The sequence below is a fragment of the Rhodanobacter sp. UC4437_H4 genome (assembly GCF_052978425.1).
The window spans coordinates 3,469,230-3,488,478 of sequence record NZ_CM129673.1; the positions used below are offsets into that span (position 1 = coordinate 3,469,230).

21 protein-coding genes are annotated in these 19,249 nt (G+C 67.9%); 12 read left to right on the forward strand and 9 right to left on the reverse strand.

Annotation, left to right across the window (positions count from 1 at the left end; genetic code table 11):
* Nucleotides 1-2: 2 nt before the first annotated feature.
* Both ACVCL3_RS15610 and ACVCL3_RS15615 read left to right on the forward strand, forming a co-directional pair.
* Entirely contained in the window at nt 3-1,181 is a 1,179-nt protein-coding gene (locus ACVCL3_RS15610) for a methyl-accepting chemotaxis protein (RefSeq protein WP_395119788.1), read from the forward strand.
* A 9-nt stretch (nt 1,182-1,190) separates the two neighbouring features.
* The gene (locus tag ACVCL3_RS15615) at nt 1,191-1,490 is read left to right on the forward strand and encodes an STAS domain-containing protein (RefSeq protein ID WP_395119787.1); all 300 of its coding nucleotides are present in this window, start codon (nt 1,191-1,193) and stop codon (nt 1,488-1,490) included.
* 205 nt (nt 1,491-1,695) lie between these two features.
* On the opposite strand, the gene ACVCL3_RS15620 is transcribed toward ACVCL3_RS15615, so the two are convergent.
* The 6 genes from ACVCL3_RS15620 to ACVCL3_RS15645 all read right to left on the reverse strand — a co-directional run bounded on the left by ACVCL3_RS15620 (nt 1,696) and on the right by ACVCL3_RS15645 (nt 7,079).
* Nucleotides 1,696-2,055 carry a hypothetical protein gene (locus ACVCL3_RS15620; RefSeq protein ID WP_395119786.1) on the reverse strand — a complete coding sequence of 120 codons (360 nt, stop codon included), beginning with the start codon at nt 2,053-2,055 and terminating at the stop codon, nt 1,696-1,698.
* A 178-nt stretch (nt 2,056-2,233) separates the two neighbouring features.
* Nucleotides 2,234-3,253, reverse strand: a complete 1,020-nt coding sequence (locus ACVCL3_RS15625; protein WP_395119785.1) for a magnesium and cobalt transport protein CorA — start codon at nt 3,251-3,253, stop codon at nt 2,234-2,236.
* 45 nt (nt 3,254-3,298) lie between these two features.
* The gene (locus tag ACVCL3_RS15630; protein WP_447099895.1) at nt 3,299-4,480 is read right to left on the reverse strand and encodes a lipoprotein N-acyltransferase Lnb domain-containing protein; all 1,182 of its coding nucleotides are present in this window, start codon (nt 4,478-4,480) and stop codon (nt 3,299-3,301) included.
* A gap of 35 nt (nt 4,481-4,515) precedes the next feature.
* Nucleotides 4,516-5,373, reverse strand: a complete 858-nt coding sequence (locus tag ACVCL3_RS15635; protein ID WP_395119783.1) for an HlyC/CorC family transporter — start codon at nt 5,371-5,373, stop codon at nt 4,516-4,518.
* A 174-nt stretch (nt 5,374-5,547) separates the two neighbouring features.
* A complete protein-coding gene (ybeY, locus tag ACVCL3_RS15640; RefSeq protein WP_447098351.1) occupies nt 5,548-6,045 on the reverse strand; it encodes an rRNA maturation RNase YbeY in 498 nt (165 codons plus the stop codon).
* 29 nt (nt 6,046-6,074) lie between these two features.
* The gene (locus ACVCL3_RS15645) at nt 6,075-7,079 is read right to left on the reverse strand and encodes a PhoH family protein (protein ID WP_447098352.1); all 1,005 of its coding nucleotides are present in this window, start codon (nt 7,077-7,079) and stop codon (nt 6,075-6,077) included.
* Between the two features lie 100 nt (nt 7,080-7,179).
* On the opposite strand from ACVCL3_RS15645, the gene ACVCL3_RS15650 reads away from it, so the two are divergent.
* From ACVCL3_RS15650 to ACVCL3_RS15665, 4 genes are read left to right on the forward strand one after another with little or no spacing between them, the layout of a single operon-like run.
* The gene (locus tag ACVCL3_RS15650; RefSeq protein WP_395119780.1) at nt 7,180-7,854 is read left to right on the forward strand and encodes a TetR/AcrR family transcriptional regulator; all 675 of its coding nucleotides are present in this window, start codon (nt 7,180-7,182) and stop codon (nt 7,852-7,854) included.
* On the forward strand, nt 7,851-8,819 hold the full coding sequence (locus ACVCL3_RS15655; protein ID WP_395119779.1) for an HlyD family secretion protein: 969 nt from the start codon (nt 7,851-7,853) through the stop codon (nt 8,817-8,819). The genes ACVCL3_RS15650 and ACVCL3_RS15655 overlap by 4 nt, the downstream gene beginning before the upstream one ends.
* A complete protein-coding gene (locus ACVCL3_RS15660) occupies nt 8,816-9,760 on the forward strand; it encodes an ATP-binding cassette domain-containing protein (RefSeq protein ID WP_447099896.1) in 945 nt (314 codons plus the stop codon). Before ACVCL3_RS15655 ends, ACVCL3_RS15660 begins: the two co-directional genes overlap by 4 nt.
* Nucleotides 9,757-10,866, forward strand: coding sequence for an ABC transporter permease (locus ACVCL3_RS15665; protein ID WP_447099897.1), 1,110 nt, complete (start codon nt 9,757-9,759; stop codon nt 10,864-10,866). The genes ACVCL3_RS15660 and ACVCL3_RS15665 overlap by 4 nt, the downstream gene beginning before the upstream one ends.
* A gap of 27 nt (nt 10,867-10,893) precedes the next feature.
* On the opposite strand, the gene ACVCL3_RS15670 is transcribed toward ACVCL3_RS15665, so the two are convergent.
* Together ACVCL3_RS15670 and miaB are read right to left on the reverse strand one after the other, a co-directional pair.
* On the reverse strand, nt 10,894-11,385 hold the full coding sequence (locus ACVCL3_RS15670; protein ID WP_395119776.1) for a GNAT family N-acetyltransferase: 492 nt from the start codon (nt 11,383-11,385) through the stop codon (nt 10,894-10,896).
* A complete protein-coding gene (miaB, locus tag ACVCL3_RS15675) occupies nt 11,382-12,734 on the reverse strand; it encodes a tRNA (N6-isopentenyl adenosine(37)-C2)-methylthiotransferase MiaB (RefSeq protein WP_447099898.1) in 1,353 nt (450 codons plus the stop codon). The genes ACVCL3_RS15670 and miaB overlap by 4 nt, the downstream gene beginning before the upstream one ends.
* 244 nt (nt 12,735-12,978) lie before the next feature.
* Between miaB and ACVCL3_RS15680 the strand changes: the two genes are divergently transcribed.
* A complete protein-coding gene (locus ACVCL3_RS15680) occupies nt 12,979-14,073 on the forward strand; it encodes a transglycosylase SLT domain-containing protein (RefSeq protein WP_447099899.1) in 1,095 nt (364 codons plus the stop codon).
* Between the two features lie 24 nt (nt 14,074-14,097).
* On the opposite strand, the gene ACVCL3_RS15685 is transcribed toward ACVCL3_RS15680, so the two are convergent.
* Entirely contained in the window at nt 14,098-15,282 is a 1,185-nt protein-coding gene (locus ACVCL3_RS15685; protein WP_395119773.1) for a S1C family serine protease, read from the reverse strand.
* A 163-nt stretch (nt 15,283-15,445) separates the two neighbouring features.
* Here ACVCL3_RS15685 and petA point away from each other — a divergent pair, with 163 nt between their 5' ends.
* The 5 genes from petA to ACVCL3_RS15710 all read left to right on the forward strand — a co-directional run bounded on the left by petA (nt 15,446) and on the right by ACVCL3_RS15710 (nt 19,243).
* Complete coding sequence (gene petA / locus ACVCL3_RS15690) at nt 15,446-16,045, forward strand: ubiquinol-cytochrome c reductase iron-sulfur subunit (protein ID WP_447099900.1); 600 nt, start codon at nt 15,446-15,448, stop codon at nt 16,043-16,045.
* Nucleotides 16,042-17,343, forward strand: a complete 1,302-nt coding sequence (locus tag ACVCL3_RS15695; protein WP_447099901.1) for a cytochrome b — start codon at nt 16,042-16,044, stop codon at nt 17,341-17,343. Before petA ends, ACVCL3_RS15695 begins: the two co-directional genes overlap by 4 nt.
* Nucleotides 17,336-18,103 (forward strand): cytochrome c1, encoded by a 768-nt coding sequence (locus ACVCL3_RS15700; protein ID WP_447098358.1) that lies wholly within the window; start codon nt 17,336-17,338, stop codon nt 18,101-18,103. The genes ACVCL3_RS15695 and ACVCL3_RS15700 overlap by 8 nt, the downstream gene beginning before the upstream one ends.
* A gap of 68 nt (nt 18,104-18,171) precedes the next feature.
* Nucleotides 18,172-18,810, forward strand: coding sequence for a glutathione S-transferase N-terminal domain-containing protein (locus ACVCL3_RS15705; RefSeq protein WP_395119770.1), 639 nt, complete (start codon nt 18,172-18,174; stop codon nt 18,808-18,810).
* Entirely contained in the window at nt 18,797-19,243 is a 447-nt protein-coding gene (locus ACVCL3_RS15710) for a ClpXP protease specificity-enhancing factor (RefSeq protein WP_395119769.1), read from the forward strand. Before ACVCL3_RS15705 ends, ACVCL3_RS15710 begins: the two co-directional genes overlap by 14 nt.
* The last annotated feature ends 6 nt before the right edge of the window (nt 19,244-19,249 follow it).

Sequence of the window (19,249 nt, forward strand, 5' to 3'; positions counted from 1 at the left end):
TCATGACTTTCACGCCCTCCCTTCTTGCCGGACGCCCGCTTGCCGGCGTCGCCGCCAGCGCGCTGGCGCTTGGGCTGTCGCTGCTGTGGCATCCGGCCTGGCTGGCGCCGCTGCTGGTGGTGCTGCTGACCGTGGTGTGGATCGTGGAGACCTGCCACCGCGCCGAACCGGCCGCCGAACCGGTACCGGCCATCCATGCCGGGCCGGTGCGCGAGGCGCTGGAAGACGTGCGCGGCGCGCTGGTCGACGAACTCGGCCACGCCAGCCGCGAACTGCACCAGGGCCTGGGCCTGCTGCGCGATGCCGTTTCCGAACTCGGCGGCGGCTTCGACGGCCTCTCCAACAAGACCGCGCTGCAGCAGTCGCTGCTCAAGCAGATCATCGAGGTGCAGGACGGCGGCGTGTCGATCCAGGATTTCGCCAGCCGCACCGGCGACCTGCTGGAGCACTTCGTCGGCATGATCGTGCAGATGTCGCGCGAGAGCCTGCGCATCGTCTACCGCATCGACGGCATGGCCAAGGAGATGGATGCGGTGTTCGGCCTGCTGAAGAACGTCAACACGATCGCCGAGGAAACCAATCTGCTGGCGCTCAACGCCGCGATCGAGGCGGCGCGCGCGGGCGAATCCGGCCGCGGCTTTGCCGTGGTGGCCGGGGAGATCCGCAACCTGGCCAGCAACTCCAACCAGTTCAACGAACAGATCGGCAGCCACGTCGAACGGGCGCGCGCAGCGATGGAGCAACTGCGCGGCCTGGTCGGCACGATGGCCTCGCAGGATCTCAACGTGGCGCTGTCGGCCAAGGGCGGCATCGACGCGATGATGGCCCACGTCACCGAGAGCGACGCGCGCACCAGCGCGGTGGCCGACCAGGTGGTGGAGATCAACCGCGGCCTGGGCAGCGACGTCTCCACCACGATCCGCTCGCTGCAGTTCGAGGACATCCTGAGCCAGCTGATCACGCAGACCCGCGCGCGGCTGGTGGAACTGCAGGAAATCACCGCCGATTGCACCCGCGACATCGAAGAGCTTGCCTGCGCGTCGATGGACGCCGAGGCGCTGGACGAGCGCGCGCGACGCGTGCGTTCACGCCTCGCGGTACAACGCGAAAAGGCGCGCCTGCGCTCGCGCGGCCCGGCCCTGCAAAGCAGCATGGACGCCGGCGAAATCGAACTTTTCTGAGGATTGGCCATGATTGTTCACCACGACAGCGAAAGCGATTGCCTCAGCCTGCAACTGGGCGAGCGCTTCGATTTCAGCATCCACCGCGAGTTCCACGACGCCTGCCTCGGCGCCGGCCGCGTGGCACGCAGCTACCTGATCGATCTGGCCGAAGTCACCCACATGGACAGCTCCGCGCTGGGCATGCTGTTGCTGCTGCGCGAACACGCCGGCGCGGACCACGCGGACATCCGCATCGTCAACGCCGGCACCGAACTGCGCGGCACCCTGCGCGTGGCGGGTTTCGACAAGCTGTTTGTGTTGCATTGAGGGGCAAGGGATCAGCTTCAAGAGAGCCCTGTCCCCCCACGGCATTTCCCGCAGGGGCCCGCTCGCGGGCGATGCCTTTGCGAGTCCCCGCGCTGATCCCCAATCCGGACAAGAGAGCATCGCCCGCGAGCCGGTTCCTACGGGACTCACACAGTAAAAAGGCTCCCGAGGGAGCCTTTTTTGCTGTTGATGGAAACCGGCAGGTTTACCAGGAGCGCACCTTCACCACGCTGGCGGTGAAGCTGGCGATGTTGCGCTCGTAATGGAACAGGCGGCCGAGGTCGAACGACACCGACTGGCCCGGGGTGATGTTGGAGGTGCCGGCCGGCCAGGCCTGCTTGGACTGCAGGACGTTGCCCGCGTCGTCCTTCAGCTCGATGCGGATCTGCGCCGCCGACGGCGTGGCGCAGCTGTTCACCAGTTGGCCGCGCAGGCTCAGCTTGCCGGCCAGGCCGCTGGCGGCCGACGGGGTGAACTCGGTGATGGCGAAATCCTTGACGGTGCACTCGGCGTGGACCGCCATCGGCGCCAGCAACAAAGCGGTGGTCATGAGCAGAGTTTTCATGGGTCGATGCATCCCCTGGGGTTTTGTGGTGAGTACTACCGTGTTCGGCCGGCGCGGGAAAATCTTTAGCCCCGCGCCCCATCGCCGCCGGAGCGGGACGGCGGGACAGGGCCCGGCAGGGGGCGCCGCGGCAGTGCGGGCGGGCGCGGATCAGGTCGTCAGCGGGGTCGAACGGGCGTCACAGCCACTTGTTGCGCTTCAGGGCCGCGTAGATGCCGCCCACCACGCCGGCCATCACCACGATGATCGCCGGGTATGCCCACGGCTGACCCAGCTCGGGCATGTGCTGGAAGTTCATGCCGTACCAGCTGGTGAGCAGGGTCGGCGCGGCCAGCATGGCGGCCCAGCCGGCGAGTTTCTTCATCACCTCGTTCTGGCCGAAGGTGACCAGCGAGAGGTTGACGTTGATCGCGGCGGTGAGCATTTCGCGCATTGCGCTGATCGATTCGTTGACGCGGAACACGTGGTCGTAGACGTCGCGGAAATAGGGCCGCAGCTCGTCGGGGATCAGACCCTGGTGCAGCCGCACCAGCTGGCTGGTGATGTCCTGCAGCGGGGCCACGGCCAGACGAAGCGTCATCAGGTCGCGCTGCATGTCGTAGAGCCGGTGCACCGTGCTGCGCTTGAAGGTCTCGGCGAAGATGTCCTGCTCGAGCAGGCCCAGCTCTTCGCGGAAGTCGCGCACGATCGGCAGCAGGTTGTCGACGATCAGGTCGAGCACGCCGTAGAGACCATAGCTGGGTCCGTTGGCGAGCAGCTCGGGCACGTTCTCGCAGGCGCGCCGCGCCGGGGCGTACGACAGCGAGGCACCGTGGCGCACGGTGACCAGGTAGCGCGCGCCGAGGAAGATCTGCGTCTCGCCGAACTTCAGCTCGGCCTCGATCAGCTGCGCGGTCTGCACCACCAGGAACAGGGAGTCGCCGTAGGTCTCGATCTTGGTGCGCTGGTGGGCGGTGTGCGCGTCCTCGATCGCCAGGTCATGCAGGCAGAACTCCTCCTGCAGTTTTTCCAGCAGCGGCTCGTCCGGCTCGTGCAGGCCGACCCAGACGAAGGTGTCCGGCGCTGCCAGCACGTCGCTGATGGCGTCCAGGCTGATTTCGCCGAGGCGCGTGCCGTCGCGTTGGTAGGCGATGCAGTTGACCACCATCGGTTCGGCAACGGGCGCAAGTGCAGCAGGCGATGGCGAGGTCGGGAGCATGCCCCATGATGCCGTGCCCGCCGTGGCGGGGCAACGCGCGCGGGGTCAGCGGTTGCGGCGCAGGCCCCACGCCAGCGCAAGCCAGCACGGCAGCGCGAACAGCAGCCACGGCTGGTTCTGCTGCACCGTGCCGGGCAGCAGGTGCAGCGCGAGCGCGGCGAGCATGGCCAGCAACTGCAGCACGATCAGGCCGTCGACGAAGCGCGAGGCGGCGAGGCCGCGACGCGTGCGCCACAGCGTGGGCAGCAGCAGCCACGCCAGCGGATTGAACAGCAGCAGGTTGGCGTTGGCCCAGGCGGAGTGGTGCGTGGTCAGCGTCCACAGGCCCAGCAACACCACGCCGACAAGACCGGCCAGCAGCAGGAACAGCGTGCCGAGCAGGGCATGGCCGAGCGGCCACCACAGCCGCGTGGCCAGCAGCAACGCACCTAGCAGCAGGCCCGCCGCGCCCAGTGGCATGCGCAGGTCGGGCGGCGAGGCCGGCGGCGGAACGAGGCGGTTGGGCGACACCACGCGCTCGTCCTTTACCAGCGGTCGGCTGTCGCCGCCCGGCCCGGTGATCTGCACGTGGCGCAACTGCGTTTGCAGGACGGCGGGCAGGAAACTCTCCTGCCACGCCGTCAACGGCTGGTCGGCGTAGGGCCCCAGGCCCAGGTCCAGCATCAGCATCAGCCAGGGTTGCGCGCTCATCAGCCGCACCGTCTGCTGGCGATAGGTGAATTCGCCCGCACGCGCCTGCAACTGGCTTTTCACGGCGCCGTCGAGTGTGCGATCGAAGGCGTCGCGCACGCGGGTGGTGCAGTTGTCGGCGTAGTAGTCGTAGTCGTAGACGGCGTTCTGCGGGCGCAGGTTCCACAGCAGGTCGTCGCGCAGGCGGGCGGCCTGGTCGGCGTCCAGCGCCAGCCGTTGGCGTGTCACCGAGCGGCCGACTTCGGCGTAGTAGGCCTCCTCCGGCGCGCTGGCTTCGGCGTCCATCATGTAATGCATGCGGCCGCGCGCGAAGTTGAGGAGAAAGTTCTTTTCCTCGAAGTCGAACACGCCGTAATTGAAATTGACCGACTCGCCCGAGACCCGATCGCGCATCTCGATGGCGTCGTGGCCGAAGCGCTCCCAGTAGATGTCGCCGGGGCCGTAGGTCACCAGCGACACCTCGAGGTCGGTGCCGGGCGCCTCGGCGATACCGGCGTGCGTCGGTGCCAGTGCGGCGAGCACGAGCAGGGCCAACATGACGGCGATTCGGCGGAGCGGGTCCATGCGCCGGATCAGGAGGCCAGCAGGCCGGGTTGCCGGACCACGCGGAACTGCTGCACGCGGCGGTCGTCCGCCGCGGTGACGTGGAACAGGTAGTCGCCCATCGCGACTTCTTCGCCGACCTCGGGCAGGTGGCCGAATTCGGCGGTGACCATGCCGCCGACGGTGTCGTATTCCTCGTCGGGGAAGCCGGCGCCGGTCTGCTCGTTGAAATCCTCGATCGGGGTCAGCGCGCTCACCAGCCAGTCGCCGCCGGGCTGTTCGTGCATCAGCTCGGGTTCTTCCTCGTCGTCGTGCTCGTCGTCGATCTCGCCGACGATCTCCTCCAGCACGTCCTCGATGGTCACCAGGCCGGCGACGCCGCCGTATTCATTGACCACCAGCGCCATGTGGTTGCGGCTGAGGCGGAACTCCTCCAGCAGCACGTTGAGCCGCATCGACTCGGGGATCAGCACGGCCGGGCGCAGGATCGAGCGGATGTCGAAGTGTTCGGTCGCGCCGAAGTACTTCAGCAGATCCTTGGCCAGCAGGATGCCGAGGATCTCGTCCTTGTCCTCGCCGTGCACGGGGAAGCGCGAGTGGCCGGATTCGACCACGGTGGCCAGCAGGTCGGACAGGGAAGAGTCCGCCGCGAGCATCACGATCTGCGCGCGCGGCACCATGACGTCGTCGACATCCAGCTCGGTGACCTTGATCGCCCCCTCGACCATGGTGAGGGTGTCGACGGAGAGCAGGCCGTTGCTCTGCGCGGCGCGCAACTCCTCAAGCAACTCGTTGCGGTTGCGCGGCTCGCCGGAAAACAGGTGGCCCAGTCGATCCCACCAGGTGCGGTGGGCCGGGCCGCTGGTACTGCCAGGGTCGTCGTTCATCACTCGTTGAAAATCAGCCCGGACGCGGGCGGAAGCTTGATTCTAGCGGAAAAATCCATCCTGGCCCGGCAGGGGCGCACGGTATGCGCGATCGCCCGGGGGCCGCGCAGGGCGGGCACGGCCCGTCATCGTCGTACGGCGAAATGGCGGCGGGCCGGGTCCGCCCTGCAGCATTCAGGTGTACGGGTCGGCGATGCCGAGGCCGGCCAGGATGCGTGTTTCCAGCGCTTCCATGGCCTCGGCCTCGGTCTCCACGATGTGGTCGTAGCCGAGCAGGTGCAGCACGCCGTGTACCGTGAGATGGGCCCAGTGGTCGCGCGGCAATTTGCCCTGTTCGGCGGCCTCGCGCAGCACCACCGGCGCGCAGATCGCCAGATCCCCGATCAGCGGCAGCACCACGCCGGGCGGCAGCTCGGCGGGGAACGACAGCACATTGGTGGCGTAGTCCTTGCCGCGGTAGTCGCGGTTGAGCGTACGGCCCTCTGCGGCATCGACGATGCGGATGGAAAGCTCGGCCGGCTTGCGCCGTTTGGCTCCGCGCAAGGCCGCCTCGACCCAGCGGCGGAAGCTGGCCGGTGCGGGCAGGCCGGCCCGCGGCACGGCGTAGCCGAGGTGGACAAGGGTGGGAATAGGGAATAGGGAATGGGGAATGGCAAGAGCGGGGCGAGGCATGTCTGGGCGTCCGAAGCGGAGATTGAGAGTCAGTGCTTTTCCCTATTCTCTATTCCCGATTCCCCATTCCCTGCTTCCTCGAACGCCTCGTAGGCGCGCACGATCTTGGCCACCAGCGGATGGCGCACCACGTCGCGCGAGGTGAAGAAGGTGAAGCTGATGCCGGCCACGCCGCGCAGCACTTCGATCGCCTGGCGCAATCCGGAGCGCGTGTTGCGCGGCAGGTCGACCTGGGTGACGTCGCCGGTGATCACCGCCACCGTGCCGAAGCCGATCCGGGTGAGGAACATCTTCATCTGCTCGACCGTGGTGTTCTGCGCCTCGTCGAGGATCACGTAGGAATCGTTCAAGGTGCGTCCGCGCATGTAGGCCAGCGGTGCGATCTCGATCACGTTGCGCTCGATCAGCTTGGCCACCTTCTCGAAGCCGAGCATCTCGTACAGCGCGTCGTACAGCGGGCGCAGGTAGGGGTCGACCTTCTGTGACAGATCGCCGGGCAGGAAGCCCAGCTTTTCGCCGGCCTCCACCGCCGGGCGCACCAGGATCAGCCGCTGCACCCGGTTCGCCTCCAGCGCCTCGACCGCGCTGGCCACGGCCAGGTAGGTCTTGCCGGTGCCGGCCGGGCCCACGCCGAAGTTGATGTCGTGGCTGGCGATGGCGTGCAGGTAGCGCGCCTGGTTCGGGCCGCGGCCCTTGATCACGCCGCGCTTGACCTTGATGACCACTTCCTGGGCGCCTTCGGCGGCCGACTCGGTGATCGCGTCGATGCCCGATTCGGCCAGATGCAGGTTGATCTTCGCGCCGGTCAGCGCCTCGCCGGCGGTGCTGGCGTACAGCGCGCGCAGCACATTTTCGGCGGCGCGCGCCGGCGGGTTCTCGCCGATCACCTGGAAGATGCTGCCGCGGTGGTTGATCTCCACGCCGAGGCGCAGCTCGATCTGGCGCAGGTGTTCGTCGAACGGCCCGCACAGGTTGGCGAGGCGGGCGTTGTCGTCGGGATCGAGGGTGAAGTCGCGCTGGTTGAGTTCGCTCATAGGGGCGCGAGCGTAGCGCGCAGGCGCCGGAAGGACCATGCCGGTGGCGGTCGGCGCTGATGGGTTTGCAAATAATTAAACGATGAATTAATTTAGGCTCATGACTATTTCAGGCAAACGCGCAAAACCGCCGCGCCGCGCCGGACGCCCCAGCGGCGACGACCAGGATCTGCGCCGGCATCTGCTGGATGCGGCGTTGGGGCAGTTCGCGCGCACAGGCATCGCCGCCACCTCGTTGCGGGCAATCGCCACCGAGGCGGGCGTTACTCCGGCGATGCTGCATTACTACTTCGGCGACAAGGCGCGGCTGCTGCATGCCGTGATCGACGAGCGCCTGCTGCCGGCGCTGGCGCCGCTGCGCGCGCAGCTGGAGCACGCCGGCGGTGACCCGGTCGCGTTGACCGAAGCATTCGTGCGCGGGATCAGCGACGTCGTGGCAAGCCATCCCTGGCTGCCGCCGCTGTGGGTGCGCGAAGTGCTGTGCGAGGGCGGTGCGCTGCGTGAGGTACTGTTCGACCGCGCCGTGCCGGGCGTGCCGCAGCTGCTGGCGCAACGCTTCGCCGCGGCGCAGGCAAATGGACGGCTGAACCCGGCGCTGGACCCACGCCTGCTGGTCGTCTCGCTGGTCGGCCTGACCCTGTTCCCTGCTGCCGGTGCGCCGATCTGGCGACGCGCATTCGATGCCGAGTCACTCGGCCCCGAGACCATGCTTCAACACACGCTGGCCTTGCTGGGGCAGGGCGTCGGCACGACGAAACGTGGAGAACCCGCATGAAGTTCACGACCGTGATCTGCCAGTCGCTGGCGGCGCTGGTGCTCGTCGTTCCCGCTGGTTGCAGCAAGCGGGTGCCGCAGGCGCTGGGTACGCTCGAGTTCGACCGCATCACGCTGCCGGCGCCGGCCGCCGAGCGCATCGTGGCGATCGACGTGCGCGAGGGCGAGCAGGTCAGGGCGGGCCAGCCGCTGCTGCAACTGGACCCCGCGCATACCCGCGCCCAGCTCGCAGCGGCCCAGGCCCAGCTGGAGCAGCAACGCGAACTCCTGGCCGAACTCCAGGCCGGGCCGCGCCGCGAGGACATCGCCAAGGCTCGCGCGAATCTGGCCGCGGTGCAGGCGCAGGCACGCGAGGCGCGGGCTTATTACGCGCGGCTGGCGTCCCTGAAAGGCAATGGTTACGTGGCCGCGGCCGATCTCGACCGCGCCCGCGCCGCGGCAGGCAACGCCGAGGGTCAGACATCGGCCGCACGCGCAGCGCTCGACGAGTTGTTGCACGGCACGCGTCCGGAGCAGCTCGCCCAGGCGCAAGCCGCGGTCGCGGCGGCGGAGGCGCAAGTGAGCGCGCAGCAGGTGCTGCTGGGCAAGCTGGCCGTCGTGGCGCCGCGCGCCGGGCGCATCGACGCTCTGCCGTACCGGCTGGGCGATCAGGCACCGGTCGGCGCGCCGCTGGCGATCCTGCTGGCCGGCGACGCGCCGTACGCGCGCATCTACGTGCCGGTGCAGCAGCGCGCAGGCATGCACGTCGGCGACGCCATCGACGTGTTCGTGGCCGACCGCGAAAAACCTTATGCCGGCAAGCTGCGCATGATCCGCAGCGAACCGGATTTCACCCCGTATTACGCACTGATCGGCGACGACGCGGCGCGGCTCAGCTACCTCGCCGAAGTCGCGCTGGGTGCGGACGCGGCGGAACTGCCCGCCGGCCTGCCGGTGCGCGTCGAGTTCCGCGGACCGGCGAAATGAATGCCGGCGCCGAAGGCGTGGCGATCCGCGCCCGCGGTTTGACCCGGCGCTTCGGCAAGCTGGTGGCGGTCGATCACGTCGACCTCGACGTGCCGGCGCGGCGCGTCTACGGCTTCCTCGGGCCGAACGGCTCGGGCAAGTCCACCACCATCCGCATGCTGTGCGGCTTGCTCACGCCAAGCGAGGGCGAGATCGAGGTGCTCGGCCTGAAGATTCCGGCGCAGGCCGACGAATTGCGTTCGCACATCGGCTACATGACACAGAAGTTCTCGCTGTTCGAGGACCTCGGCGTGCGCGAGAACCTGGAGTTCCTCGCCGCCATCCAAGGCGTGCCGAAGACGAAGACGAAACGCCGCGTCGACGAGCTGATCGAGCAATACCACTTCGGCGATCGCCAGCGGCAACTGGCCGGCACCCTCAGTGGCGGCCAGAAGCAGCGCCTGGCGCTGGCCTGTGCGGTGCTGCACGAGCCGCAATTGCTGTTTCTCGACGAGCCGACCAGCGCGGTCGACCCGGAATCGCGCCGCGATTTCTGGGAAAAACTCTTCGAGCTGGCCGATGCCGGCACCACGCTGCTGGTCTCCACCCACCTGATGGACGAGGCCGAGCGCTGCCACCGGTTGGCCATCCTCGACCGCGGCGCACTGGTCGCCGACGGCACGCCGCGCGAGCTGACCGCGCAACTGGAAGGGCGCACCTTCACCGCCGAAACGGACGACCCGCGGGCCGCCCAGCGCGCGCTCGCCGGCGTGGCGGGCGTGCTCGGCGTGGCCCAGGTCGGCAACATCCTGCGCGTGCTGACCGACGCCGACGGCGCCACGCCGGACATGGACAAGGCGCTGGCGACGACGGGGCACCAGGCCGCGCTGACGGCGACGCCGCCGAATCTCGAAGACGTGTTCGTCGCCGCCACGCGCCGCGACGCGGAGCGCGCCGCATGAACGGGCGGCGGCTGTGGGCGATCGTGGTCAAGGAGCTGCGCCAGCTGCGCCGCGACCGCATCACGCTGGCGATGGTGGTGGGCATCCCGGTGATCCAGCTGGTGCTGTTCGGCTACGCGATCAACACCAACCTGCGCGGACTCGACGCGGGCATCGTCGACCAGGCGAACACCGCCGGTTCGCGCGCATTGGTGATGGACATGCTCGCCACCGGCGTGGTGGCGCCGGTGGCGCAGGCGGACACGCCGCAGGAGCTGATGGCGATGATCCGCCGCGGGCAGGTCGGCATCGGCATCGTGGTGCCGCCGGATTTCGAGCGCCGCCGCATCGACGGCCGGGCGGTGGCGCAGATCCTGGTCGACGGCAGCGATACGGCGGTGCAGGCCGCCGCCGCGCAACTGATGCAGGTGCCGATCGACAGCGCCGCACCCGACATGCGTGCGCCGGCCACCAGCACGCCGGTCGGCGGGCGGATCAGCATGGTCGCCTTCTACAACCCGCAGCGGCGCTCGGCAGTCAACATCGTGCCCGGGCTCATCGGCGTGATCCTGACCATGACGATGGTGCTGTTCACCGCCATCGCGATCGTGCGCGAACGCGAGCGCGGCAACATGGAGCTGCTGATCGCCACGCCGCTGACCAGCTCGGAGCTCATGATCGGCAAGGTGCTGCCGTACGTGGCGATCGGCCTGGTGCAGACCAGCGTGATCCTGGCGCTCGGCACGTGGCTGTTCGCGGTGCCGATCCTGGGCAGCGTGCTCGACGTGTACCTGGCGTCGGGCCTGCTGATCCTCGCCAACCTTGCATTGGGCCTGCTGATCTCGACGCGTGCACAGTCGCAGTTCCAGGCGATGCAGATGACGTTCTTCGTGTTCCTGCCGTCGATCCTGCTGTCGGGCTTCATGTTCCCGTTCGCCGGCATGCCGAAGCTGGTGCAGTGGCTCGCGGAAGTCTTGCCGCTGACCCATTTCCTGCGCCTGATCCGTGGCGTGATGCTGCGCGGCGCGGGCTTGTGGGAGATGTGGCTCGACGTGCTGGCGCTGGCGGTGTTCACGCTGGCGATGATGGCGCTGGCGATATTGCGCTTCCGCAAGCGACTGGACTGACCCGCCGCTCCGCGTGCCGCCTCGCGCTCACAGCATGCGGTGCATCACGTACAGATCGGTGGGGCCGAGCTGGGCGTGGCGGAACGCACCGGGCACCTGGCCGACGATGCGGAAGCCGTGGCGCTGCCACAGCCGCACGGCGGTGGTATTGCTGGCGACGACGGCATTGAACTGCATGGCGCGGAAGCCGGCTCGGCGCGCCTGTTCCAGCGAGTGCTCGCACAAGGCTGACGCCACGCCCTGGCGGCGCGCTTGCGGCGCCACCATGTAGCTGCCGTTGGCCACGTGGTCACCCGGCCCCATCTGGTTGGGCGCCAGCCGGTAACAGCCCAGCGCCTGGCCGTCGCGTTCGGCCACGAAGCAGCGTGCGGGCGGCGTGGTCCACATGGAGCGGGCCTGTTCGAGGCTGATGTCGCGCGGGTAGGTGTAGGTCTCGCCGCCAGCGGCGATCGCCTGGAAGAACGGCCACACGCGAGCGAACTCGTCCGCGCCGATTTCCCGGATCACCAGCTCGCTCACGACGCCAGTGCGGCCGCGTCGTCGGCCGTTTTCACCCGCCCGCGCAGCGAATTGCTCATCGCGTCGGTGATCACCACGTCGACGAACTGGCCGATCATGCGGGCGTCGCCGGCGAAGTTCACGTAGCGCATGTTCTCGGTGCGGCCGCTGAGTTCGTCCGGATTGCGGGTACTGGGCTTTTCCACCAGCACGCGCTGCACGGAGCCGATCATCGCCTCGTTGATCTTCCTGGCGTTCGCGTTGATCGCGGCCTGCAGGCGCGCGAGGCGCTCGTGCTTGACCGCCATCGGCGTGTCATCGGCGAGGTTCGCCGCCGGCGTGCCGGGGCGCGCGGAGAAGATGAAGGTGAAGCTCTGGTCGAAGCCGACGTCGTCGACCAGCTTCATGGTCTTCTCGAAATCCTCGCCGCTCTCGCCGGGGAAGCCGACGATGATGTCGGTGGACACGCAGATGTCCGGTCGCACCGCGCGCAGCTTGCGGATCTTCTGCTTGAACTCCAGCGCGGTGTAGCCGCGCTTCATCGCCGAAAGGATGCGGTCGGAACCGGCCTGCACCGGCAGGTGCAGGTAGTTGGCCAGCTGCGGCACGTTGGCGTAGGCCTCGATCAGCGAGTCGGAGAACTCCAGCGGATGCGAGGTGGTGAAGCGGATGCGACCGATGCCGTCGATCTGGGCGATCGCATGGATCAGCACGGCGAGGTCGGCGACGCCGCCGTCGAAGGTGGGGCCGCGGTACGCATTGACGTTCTGGCCGAGCAGGTTCACCTCGCGCACGCCCTGGGCGGCGAGCTTGGCCACCTCCACCAGCACGTCGTCGAACGGACGGCTGATCTCGGTGCCGCGGGTGTACGGCACCACGCAGTAGCTGCAGTATTTCGAGCAGCCTTCCATGATCGAGACGAAGGCGGTCGGGCCTTCCGCGCGCGGCTCGGGCAGGCAGTCGAACTTCTCGATCTCGGGGAAGCTGATGTCCACCTGCGGCTTGCCGGTGGCGCGTTGCGCCTCGATCAGCTGGGGCAGGCGGTGCAGGGTCTGCGGGCCGAACACCAGATCCACGTACGGCGCGCGCTTGACGATCGCCGCGCCTTCCTGACTTGCCACGCAGCCGCCGACGCCAATCACCACCTGCCGGCCGTCCTGCTTGTGCTGCTTCCAGCGGCCAAGCTGGCTGAAGACCTTTTCCTGCGCCTTTTCGCGGATCGAGCAGGTGTTGATCAGGATCACGTCCGCCTCTGACTCGTCCTGGGTCAGCTCCAGCCCGTGCGAGGCCTTCAGCACGTCGGCCATCTTGGCCGAGTCGTACTCGTTCATCTGGCAGCCGTGGGTCTTGATGAAAAGCTTGCCGCTCATCGCGTGGGTACCGTGATTCCAGGGCGGATGCGCGATCCGCGGAACCGCGCAGTGTACTGCGCGGCCCGTGTGCCTGCCAGATCAAGCACTTGCGGCCGCCACGGAGTTTGCGGCGCCGCCCTGGCCACGGTCGTGGAATGAGACTTGCGCACTTGGCGCTGGCCGCGCGTGGCGGCACACTGCGCCCATGTCCGGTGCCGCCAGTCACGGGGGACGCGTCGATCGGCCTGTTCGCGGTTTCCCCTTGCGTTCGATCCTTGTCGGGGTCGCGCTGCTGGCTGCCTGCCTGTTGGCCACGGCGGCCCGCGCCGGCACCTTGTACCAGTGCACCGGCAGCAGCGGCGAAACCGTGTACAGCAGCGAGCGGGCGGGGTATCACGGCTGCCGCGCAATCAGCAGCTACGCCGACCCGAGGGCGACGCGCCGGGCCGCGCCGGTCGCGCGCGCATCGTTGACCGGGGTCAGCGGCCAGGTGGTCACCACGGCGCAGAGCCTTGCGGCCGATGGCGCCCGACCGGTGTCGCTGGCGCGCGTGCAAGGCGGCGCGCTGAGCACCGCACAGACACGCGAGACGGCGCGGGTAGAGCGCGAGTCGCTGGCCGCGGTGAGCAGTTCGGCGGTCAGCACGGCGAAGTTGCCGCTGGCGGCCAGGGCGGCCGGCACGCCGGGCCAGTGGCAGTATCGCGAAGCCCATGCCGACGCCGCGCCGGTCGCGCCCAAGGTGGCCGACGCCGGCGACCGCGTGCTGCGCGGGGCGGTCTATCGCATCGTGCGCGCCGACGGCAGCGTGGAATACACCAACCTGCGTCCCGCCGGCGGCAAGGGCCGCGCGGTGACCATGCTGTTCAGCTACATCTCCACCTGCGTGGCCTGCAACCTGCATTCGACGATCCGCTGGGATCGCGTGGCGCTGAACCTCGACGCGTATGCCGACACGATCCGCGCGGCCAGCATCGAGTACGGCGTCGACGAGGCGTTTCTGCGCGCGATCATCCATGCCGAGAGTGCGTTCAACCCGCGTGCGCTGTCGCTCAAGGGCGCCCAGGGGCTGATGCAGCTGATGCCCGGCACCGCCAGCGACATGGGCGTGCTCGATGCCTTCAATTCCGCCCAGAACATCCGCGGCGGCGCCCGCTACCTGAGCCTGTTGCTGCGCGATTTCGACGGCAGCGAGCGGCTGGCCGCAGCGGCCTACAACGCCGGGCCGGGGGCGGTGCAGCGCTACAAGGGCGTGCCGCCGTATGCGGAGACCCAGGTCTACGTGGAGCGGGTGGAAACCCTGCGCAAGCGTTACGGCGCGGCGATCCATCCGCCGCTGGCTTCGCGCGGGCCGGGCTGAGGCCCGCCCGTCGCGGCGACCCGCTCAGGGCTGGCTGGAGAGACTGCCGTCCATCGGCGGGCGCTGTGCCAGCGTGACCGTGACCTGGAACGGCGTGCCGTCACGCAGGCCGGAGATCTGCACCTGGCTGCCGGGCTTGAGCGTGGCCTCGCGGCGGCGCAGGTCGGCCGGGCCCATGATGTCGTCGTTGCCGATGCGCAGCAGGATGTCGCGCGGCTTGATCCCCGCCTGCGCGGCCGGACCGCCGGAGTACACCGCGATGACCTGTGCGCCGCGCGCGGCAGCGGGCAGGCCGCTGTCCGCCGCCACCGGCACGAAGGCGTAGTCGGCACCGAGCCAGCCGCGCACCACGTGGCCGGTGGTGATCAATTGATCGAGCACCTTGGTGGCGGTAGCCACCGGGATCGCGAAACCGATGCCCTCCGCGTTGGCGGCCTGACCCTTGCCGATCAGCAGGGTATTGATGCCGACCAGCTGCCCCTGCGTGTTGACCAGCGCGCCGCCGGAGTTGCCCAGGTTGATGGCCGCATCGGTCTGGATGAAGTCCTCGGCGCTGGAACTGTTCAACTGCCGCCCGATCGCGCTGACGATGCCCATCGTCACGGTCTGGTTGAGGCCGAACGGGTTGCCGATCGCCAGCACCACGTCGCCGGGGCGCAACTGGCTGGGGTCGGCCATGTGGATCACCGGCAGGTTGCTGGCGTCGATCTTGAGCACGGCCAGGTCGGTCTCGCGGTCGGAACCGACCAGCCGCGCCTTGGCGATGCGGCCGTCGTAAAGCAGCACCTGGATATCGGCAGCGTTGGCGATCACGTGGTTGTTGGTCAGCACGTAGTCGTTGCCGCGGGCGCTGACGATCACGCCCGAGCCCAGCGTCTGCTCGCGATGCTGGTAGGTCGTCGGCTGGCCGCCGAACAACTGCTGCAGCACCGGGTTGTCGTACATGCGCAGCGCTTGCTCGGTGACGATCTTGTTGGCATAGATGTTCACCACCGACGGTGCCGCGGCAGCCACGGCGTCGGCGTACGATACCGGCGCCGCGCCCGCTTGCTCGTGCCGGGTCGGCGCGACCGCCGCCGGAGCGAGCCCCAGGCGCGCGCGCAGGCGCTCGCCGCTGCCGGGCCAGAACAGGCCGATCACGAAGGCCAGCGCCAGTCCAAGGATGACGAAGCGGGCAATGAACAGAAGGGTGCCGGCGGCATGTTTCATGTCGGGGAGAACGTTCCGGCGAGTCGTGGCGGGGGAGGCACCGGGCAGAGTCCGGCAGGCATCCGGTTTATTGTACGGCGCGGCCCCTGACGCTACACTAACGCGATTTTTGCGGGGCCTGAAACCCCGTCCTGGCATGACCTTGCAAGTACCGGAGAGCCTGATGGCGAACGAAGTCGTCGACCACGGCCGCCGCCGATTCCTGACCGCAACCACCGCAGTGGTGGGTGGCATCGGGGTCGTCTCGGCGGCAGTGCCCTTCATCAAGTCGTGGGAGCCCAGCGCGCGGGCCAAGGCCGCCGGCGCTCCGGTTACCCAGTCGCTCAAGAAGATCGAGAAAGGCCAGCAGCTGATCGTGGCCTGGCGCAGCCTGCCGGTCTTCATCGTCAACCGCACGCCGGCCCAGCTGGCGCAGTTGCCGAAAGAAGACCCGCTGCTGGTCGATCCCAAGTCCGAGGTCGAGCAGCAGCCCAAGTACGCGCAGAACGAGACGCGCTCGATCAAGCCCGAGTGGCTGGTGATGGTCGGCATCTGCACCCACCTGGGCTGCGTGCCGGACTTCTACGGCGAGATCAAGCCCGAGCCGTTCGATCCGAACTGGAAAGGCGGCTACTACTGCCCCTGCCACCACTCGCGCTACGACATCGCGGGCCGCGTCTACAAGAACGTGCCGGCGCCGAAGAACATGCAGGTTCCGCCGTATCATTTTGTCGACGACACGACGGTGCAGATCGGCGTGGATCCGGAGGGGGCCGCGGCATGAGCAAGGTATTCAGCAACATCGGCGACTGGGTCAACGAGCGCGCCCCCGGCATGATGCCGATGTACCGCGCCCACATGACCGAGTACTACGCGCCGAAGAACTTCAACCTCTGGTACTACTTCGGTTCGCTGGCTCTGCTGGTGCTGGTCAACCAGATCGTCACCGGCATCTTCCTCACCATGAACTACACCCCGAGCGCGGCGGGAGCCTTCGACTCGGTGCAGTACATCATGCGTGACGTGGAGTGGGGCTGGCTGATCCGCTACATGCACTCCACCGGCGCCTCGCTGTTCTTCGTGGTGGTGTTCCTGCACATGTTCCGCGGCCTGATGTACGGCTCGTACAAGAAGCCGCGCGAGCTGGTCTGGCTGCTCGGCATGCTGATCTTCCTGGTGCTGATGGCCGAGGCCTTCATGGGCTACGTGCTGCCGTGGGGCAACATGTCGTTCTGGGGCGCCAAGGTGATCATCTCGCTGTTCGGCACGCTGCCCTACATCGGTTCGGGGCTGGAGCAGTGGATCATGGGCGACTTCCTGCCCGGCGATGCCACGCTCAACCGCTTCTTCGCGCTGCACGTGATCGCGCTGCCGCTGGTGCTGCTGCTGCTGGTGGTGCTGCACATCGCCGCGCTGCACGAGGTTGGCTCGAACAACCCGGACGGCGTGGAGATCAAGAAGGGTCCCAAGGGCAACCGCTGGGATGCGCTCAAGCCCGCCGACGGCATCCCGTTCCATCCGTATTACACGGTGAAGGATCTGGTGGGCGTGGGCTTCTTCCTGCTGATCGCCGCGTTCATCATCTTCTTCGCGCCGACGTTCGGCGGCTGGTTCCTGGAGCATGACAACGCGATCCCGGCCAACAACCTGCTGACTCCGCCGGAGATCAAGCCGGTGTGGTACTTCACTCCGTTCTACGCGATCGTGCGCATGATTCCGTCCTTCCTCGGCTCGGCCGTGTGGGGCGTGCTGGCGATGTTCAGCGCGATCGCGGTGCTGTTCGCGATGCCCTGGCTCGATCGCGGCAAGGTCAAGTCGATCCGTTACCGCGGCACCGGCTACAAGGTGGCGCTGACGGTCTTCGTGCTGTCGTTCTTCGGGCTCGGTGCGGTCGGTGCAGGCGTCACGGCGGAGGTCATCCCGGCGTGGTTCGGCAATGTCGACCTCACGTTCTGGGAGAACCTGTTCGGACGGCTGATGACGCTGCTGTATTTCGGTTTCTTCGTTTTCCTCTGGGCCTATACCTATTTCGGCTGGGAGACGACCAAGCCGGTTCCGGATCGGGTGACCACGCATGACTAAGCTGCCAACGACGATGAAGCATTTTCTTTCCGGTATCGCGCTGGCACTCGGCCTGTTCGTCGGCACGCTGCCGGCGCACGCAGCCGAGAGCGCCAAGGTCGAGTTGATGAAGTCCGGCGCCGACGTGCGCGACCAGGCTTCGCTGCAACGCGGCGCGCGGCTGTTCTTCAACTATTGCGTCGGCTGCCACTCGCTGAAGTACGTGCGCTATTCGCGCATGGCCGAGGACCTGGGCCTGACCGAAGACGAGGTGATGAAGAACCTCAACTTCACCGGCGCCAAGTTCCAGGAGCCGGTGGTCTCGCACATGCCGGCAGCGCTGGCCGGCACGTGGTTCGGCAAGGCTCCGCCGGATCTCTCGCTGGAAGTGGATGCCAAGGGCGCCGACTGGGTCTACACCTACCTCAACACCTTCTACCTCGACCCGAAGAGCCCGATCGGCTGGAACAACACCACCTTGCCCAATGCCGCCATGCCGTTCCCGCTGTGGGAGCTGCAGGGCATGCAGACCGCGCAGATGAAGCCGGCGAAGGATGGCGAAGCCGCGGGCGTGGAGAAGCTGGTGCTGTCGCACCCGGGCAAGATGACCCCGGCGCAGTTCCAGCAGGCCACCCGTGACCTGACCAGCTTCCTGCAATACGTCTCCGAGCCGGCGGCGCTGCAACGCCACCATTACGGTATCTGGGTGCTGCTGTTCCTGGCCCTGTTCACCTTCCTGGCGGCGCTGCTCAAGAAGGAATACTGGAAAGACGTCCACTGAGCCGCAAGGCACTGCGGACGCGGCGGCCACGGGCCGCCGCGTCTGTCTCACCGATGGGGAAATCGCGCATGGTTCAAAACCCCCGCTTGCGTAACGCATTGACGCTGTACACCACGGCCGATGACATCCAGTGCCATCGTGCCCGACTGGTGCTGGCCGCCAAGGGGGTCAGCTACGAACGGGTGCTGGTGGACCACGCCCGGCCACCGCAGGACCTGCTCGATCTCAACCCGTACGGCAGCACGCCGACCCTGATCGACCGCGACCTGACGTTGTTCGATACCGCGGTGGTGTGCGAATACATCGACGAGCGCTACCCGCACCCACCGCTGATGCCGATCGACCCGCAATCGCGCGCGCGCCTGCGCGTGGCGGCCGTGCGGATCGAGAAGGACTGGTTGCCCGAGGTGGACAAGATCCGCGCAGGCGGCCGTCCGGCGGATGCGGCACGCAAGCGGTTGCGCGAACACCTGCTCTCCACGGTGCCGCTGTTCAAGGCCTCGCGGTTCTTCCTCAACCCCGAGATGAGCCTGGCCGATTGCCTGGTGGCGCCGGTGATCTGGCGGCTGCCCTGGCTCGGCGTGGATCTGGGCCGCGAGGGCAAGTCGATCGTCGATTACGGCGAGCGCCTGTTCCACAGCCAGGGTTTTGCACGCAGCATGACCGACGAGGAAAAGGCCATGCGGCCGGTCCATGAGCAAGCATGACGCCATCGCCATGAGCTCGAATCGCCCGTACCTGCTGCGGGCGATCTACGACTGGATTTCCGACAACAACCTGACCCCTTACGTGCTGGTCGATGCCGGCGTGGCCGGCGTGCGGGTGCCGCCACAGGTGATCCAGAACGGCCAGGTAGTGCTCAACCTGGCTACCCGCGCGGTGGCCAACCTCGACCTCGGCAACGAATGGATCAGCTTCCAGGCGCGTTTCTCCGGGGTCAGCCAGGCTATCCAGATTCCGGTGCAGGCCGTGCTGGCTCTGTATGCGCAGGAGAACGGCCAGGGCATGATGTTTCCGGCCGAAGGCGAGGGCGGCGACACTCCGCCGAACGAGCCGCCGCCGGACGGCCCCGCCCCTGCAGCCGATGAGGGGGGCGACAAGCCCAAGCGCGCGACGCCGCACCTGCGCGTGGTGAAGTAACCCGTT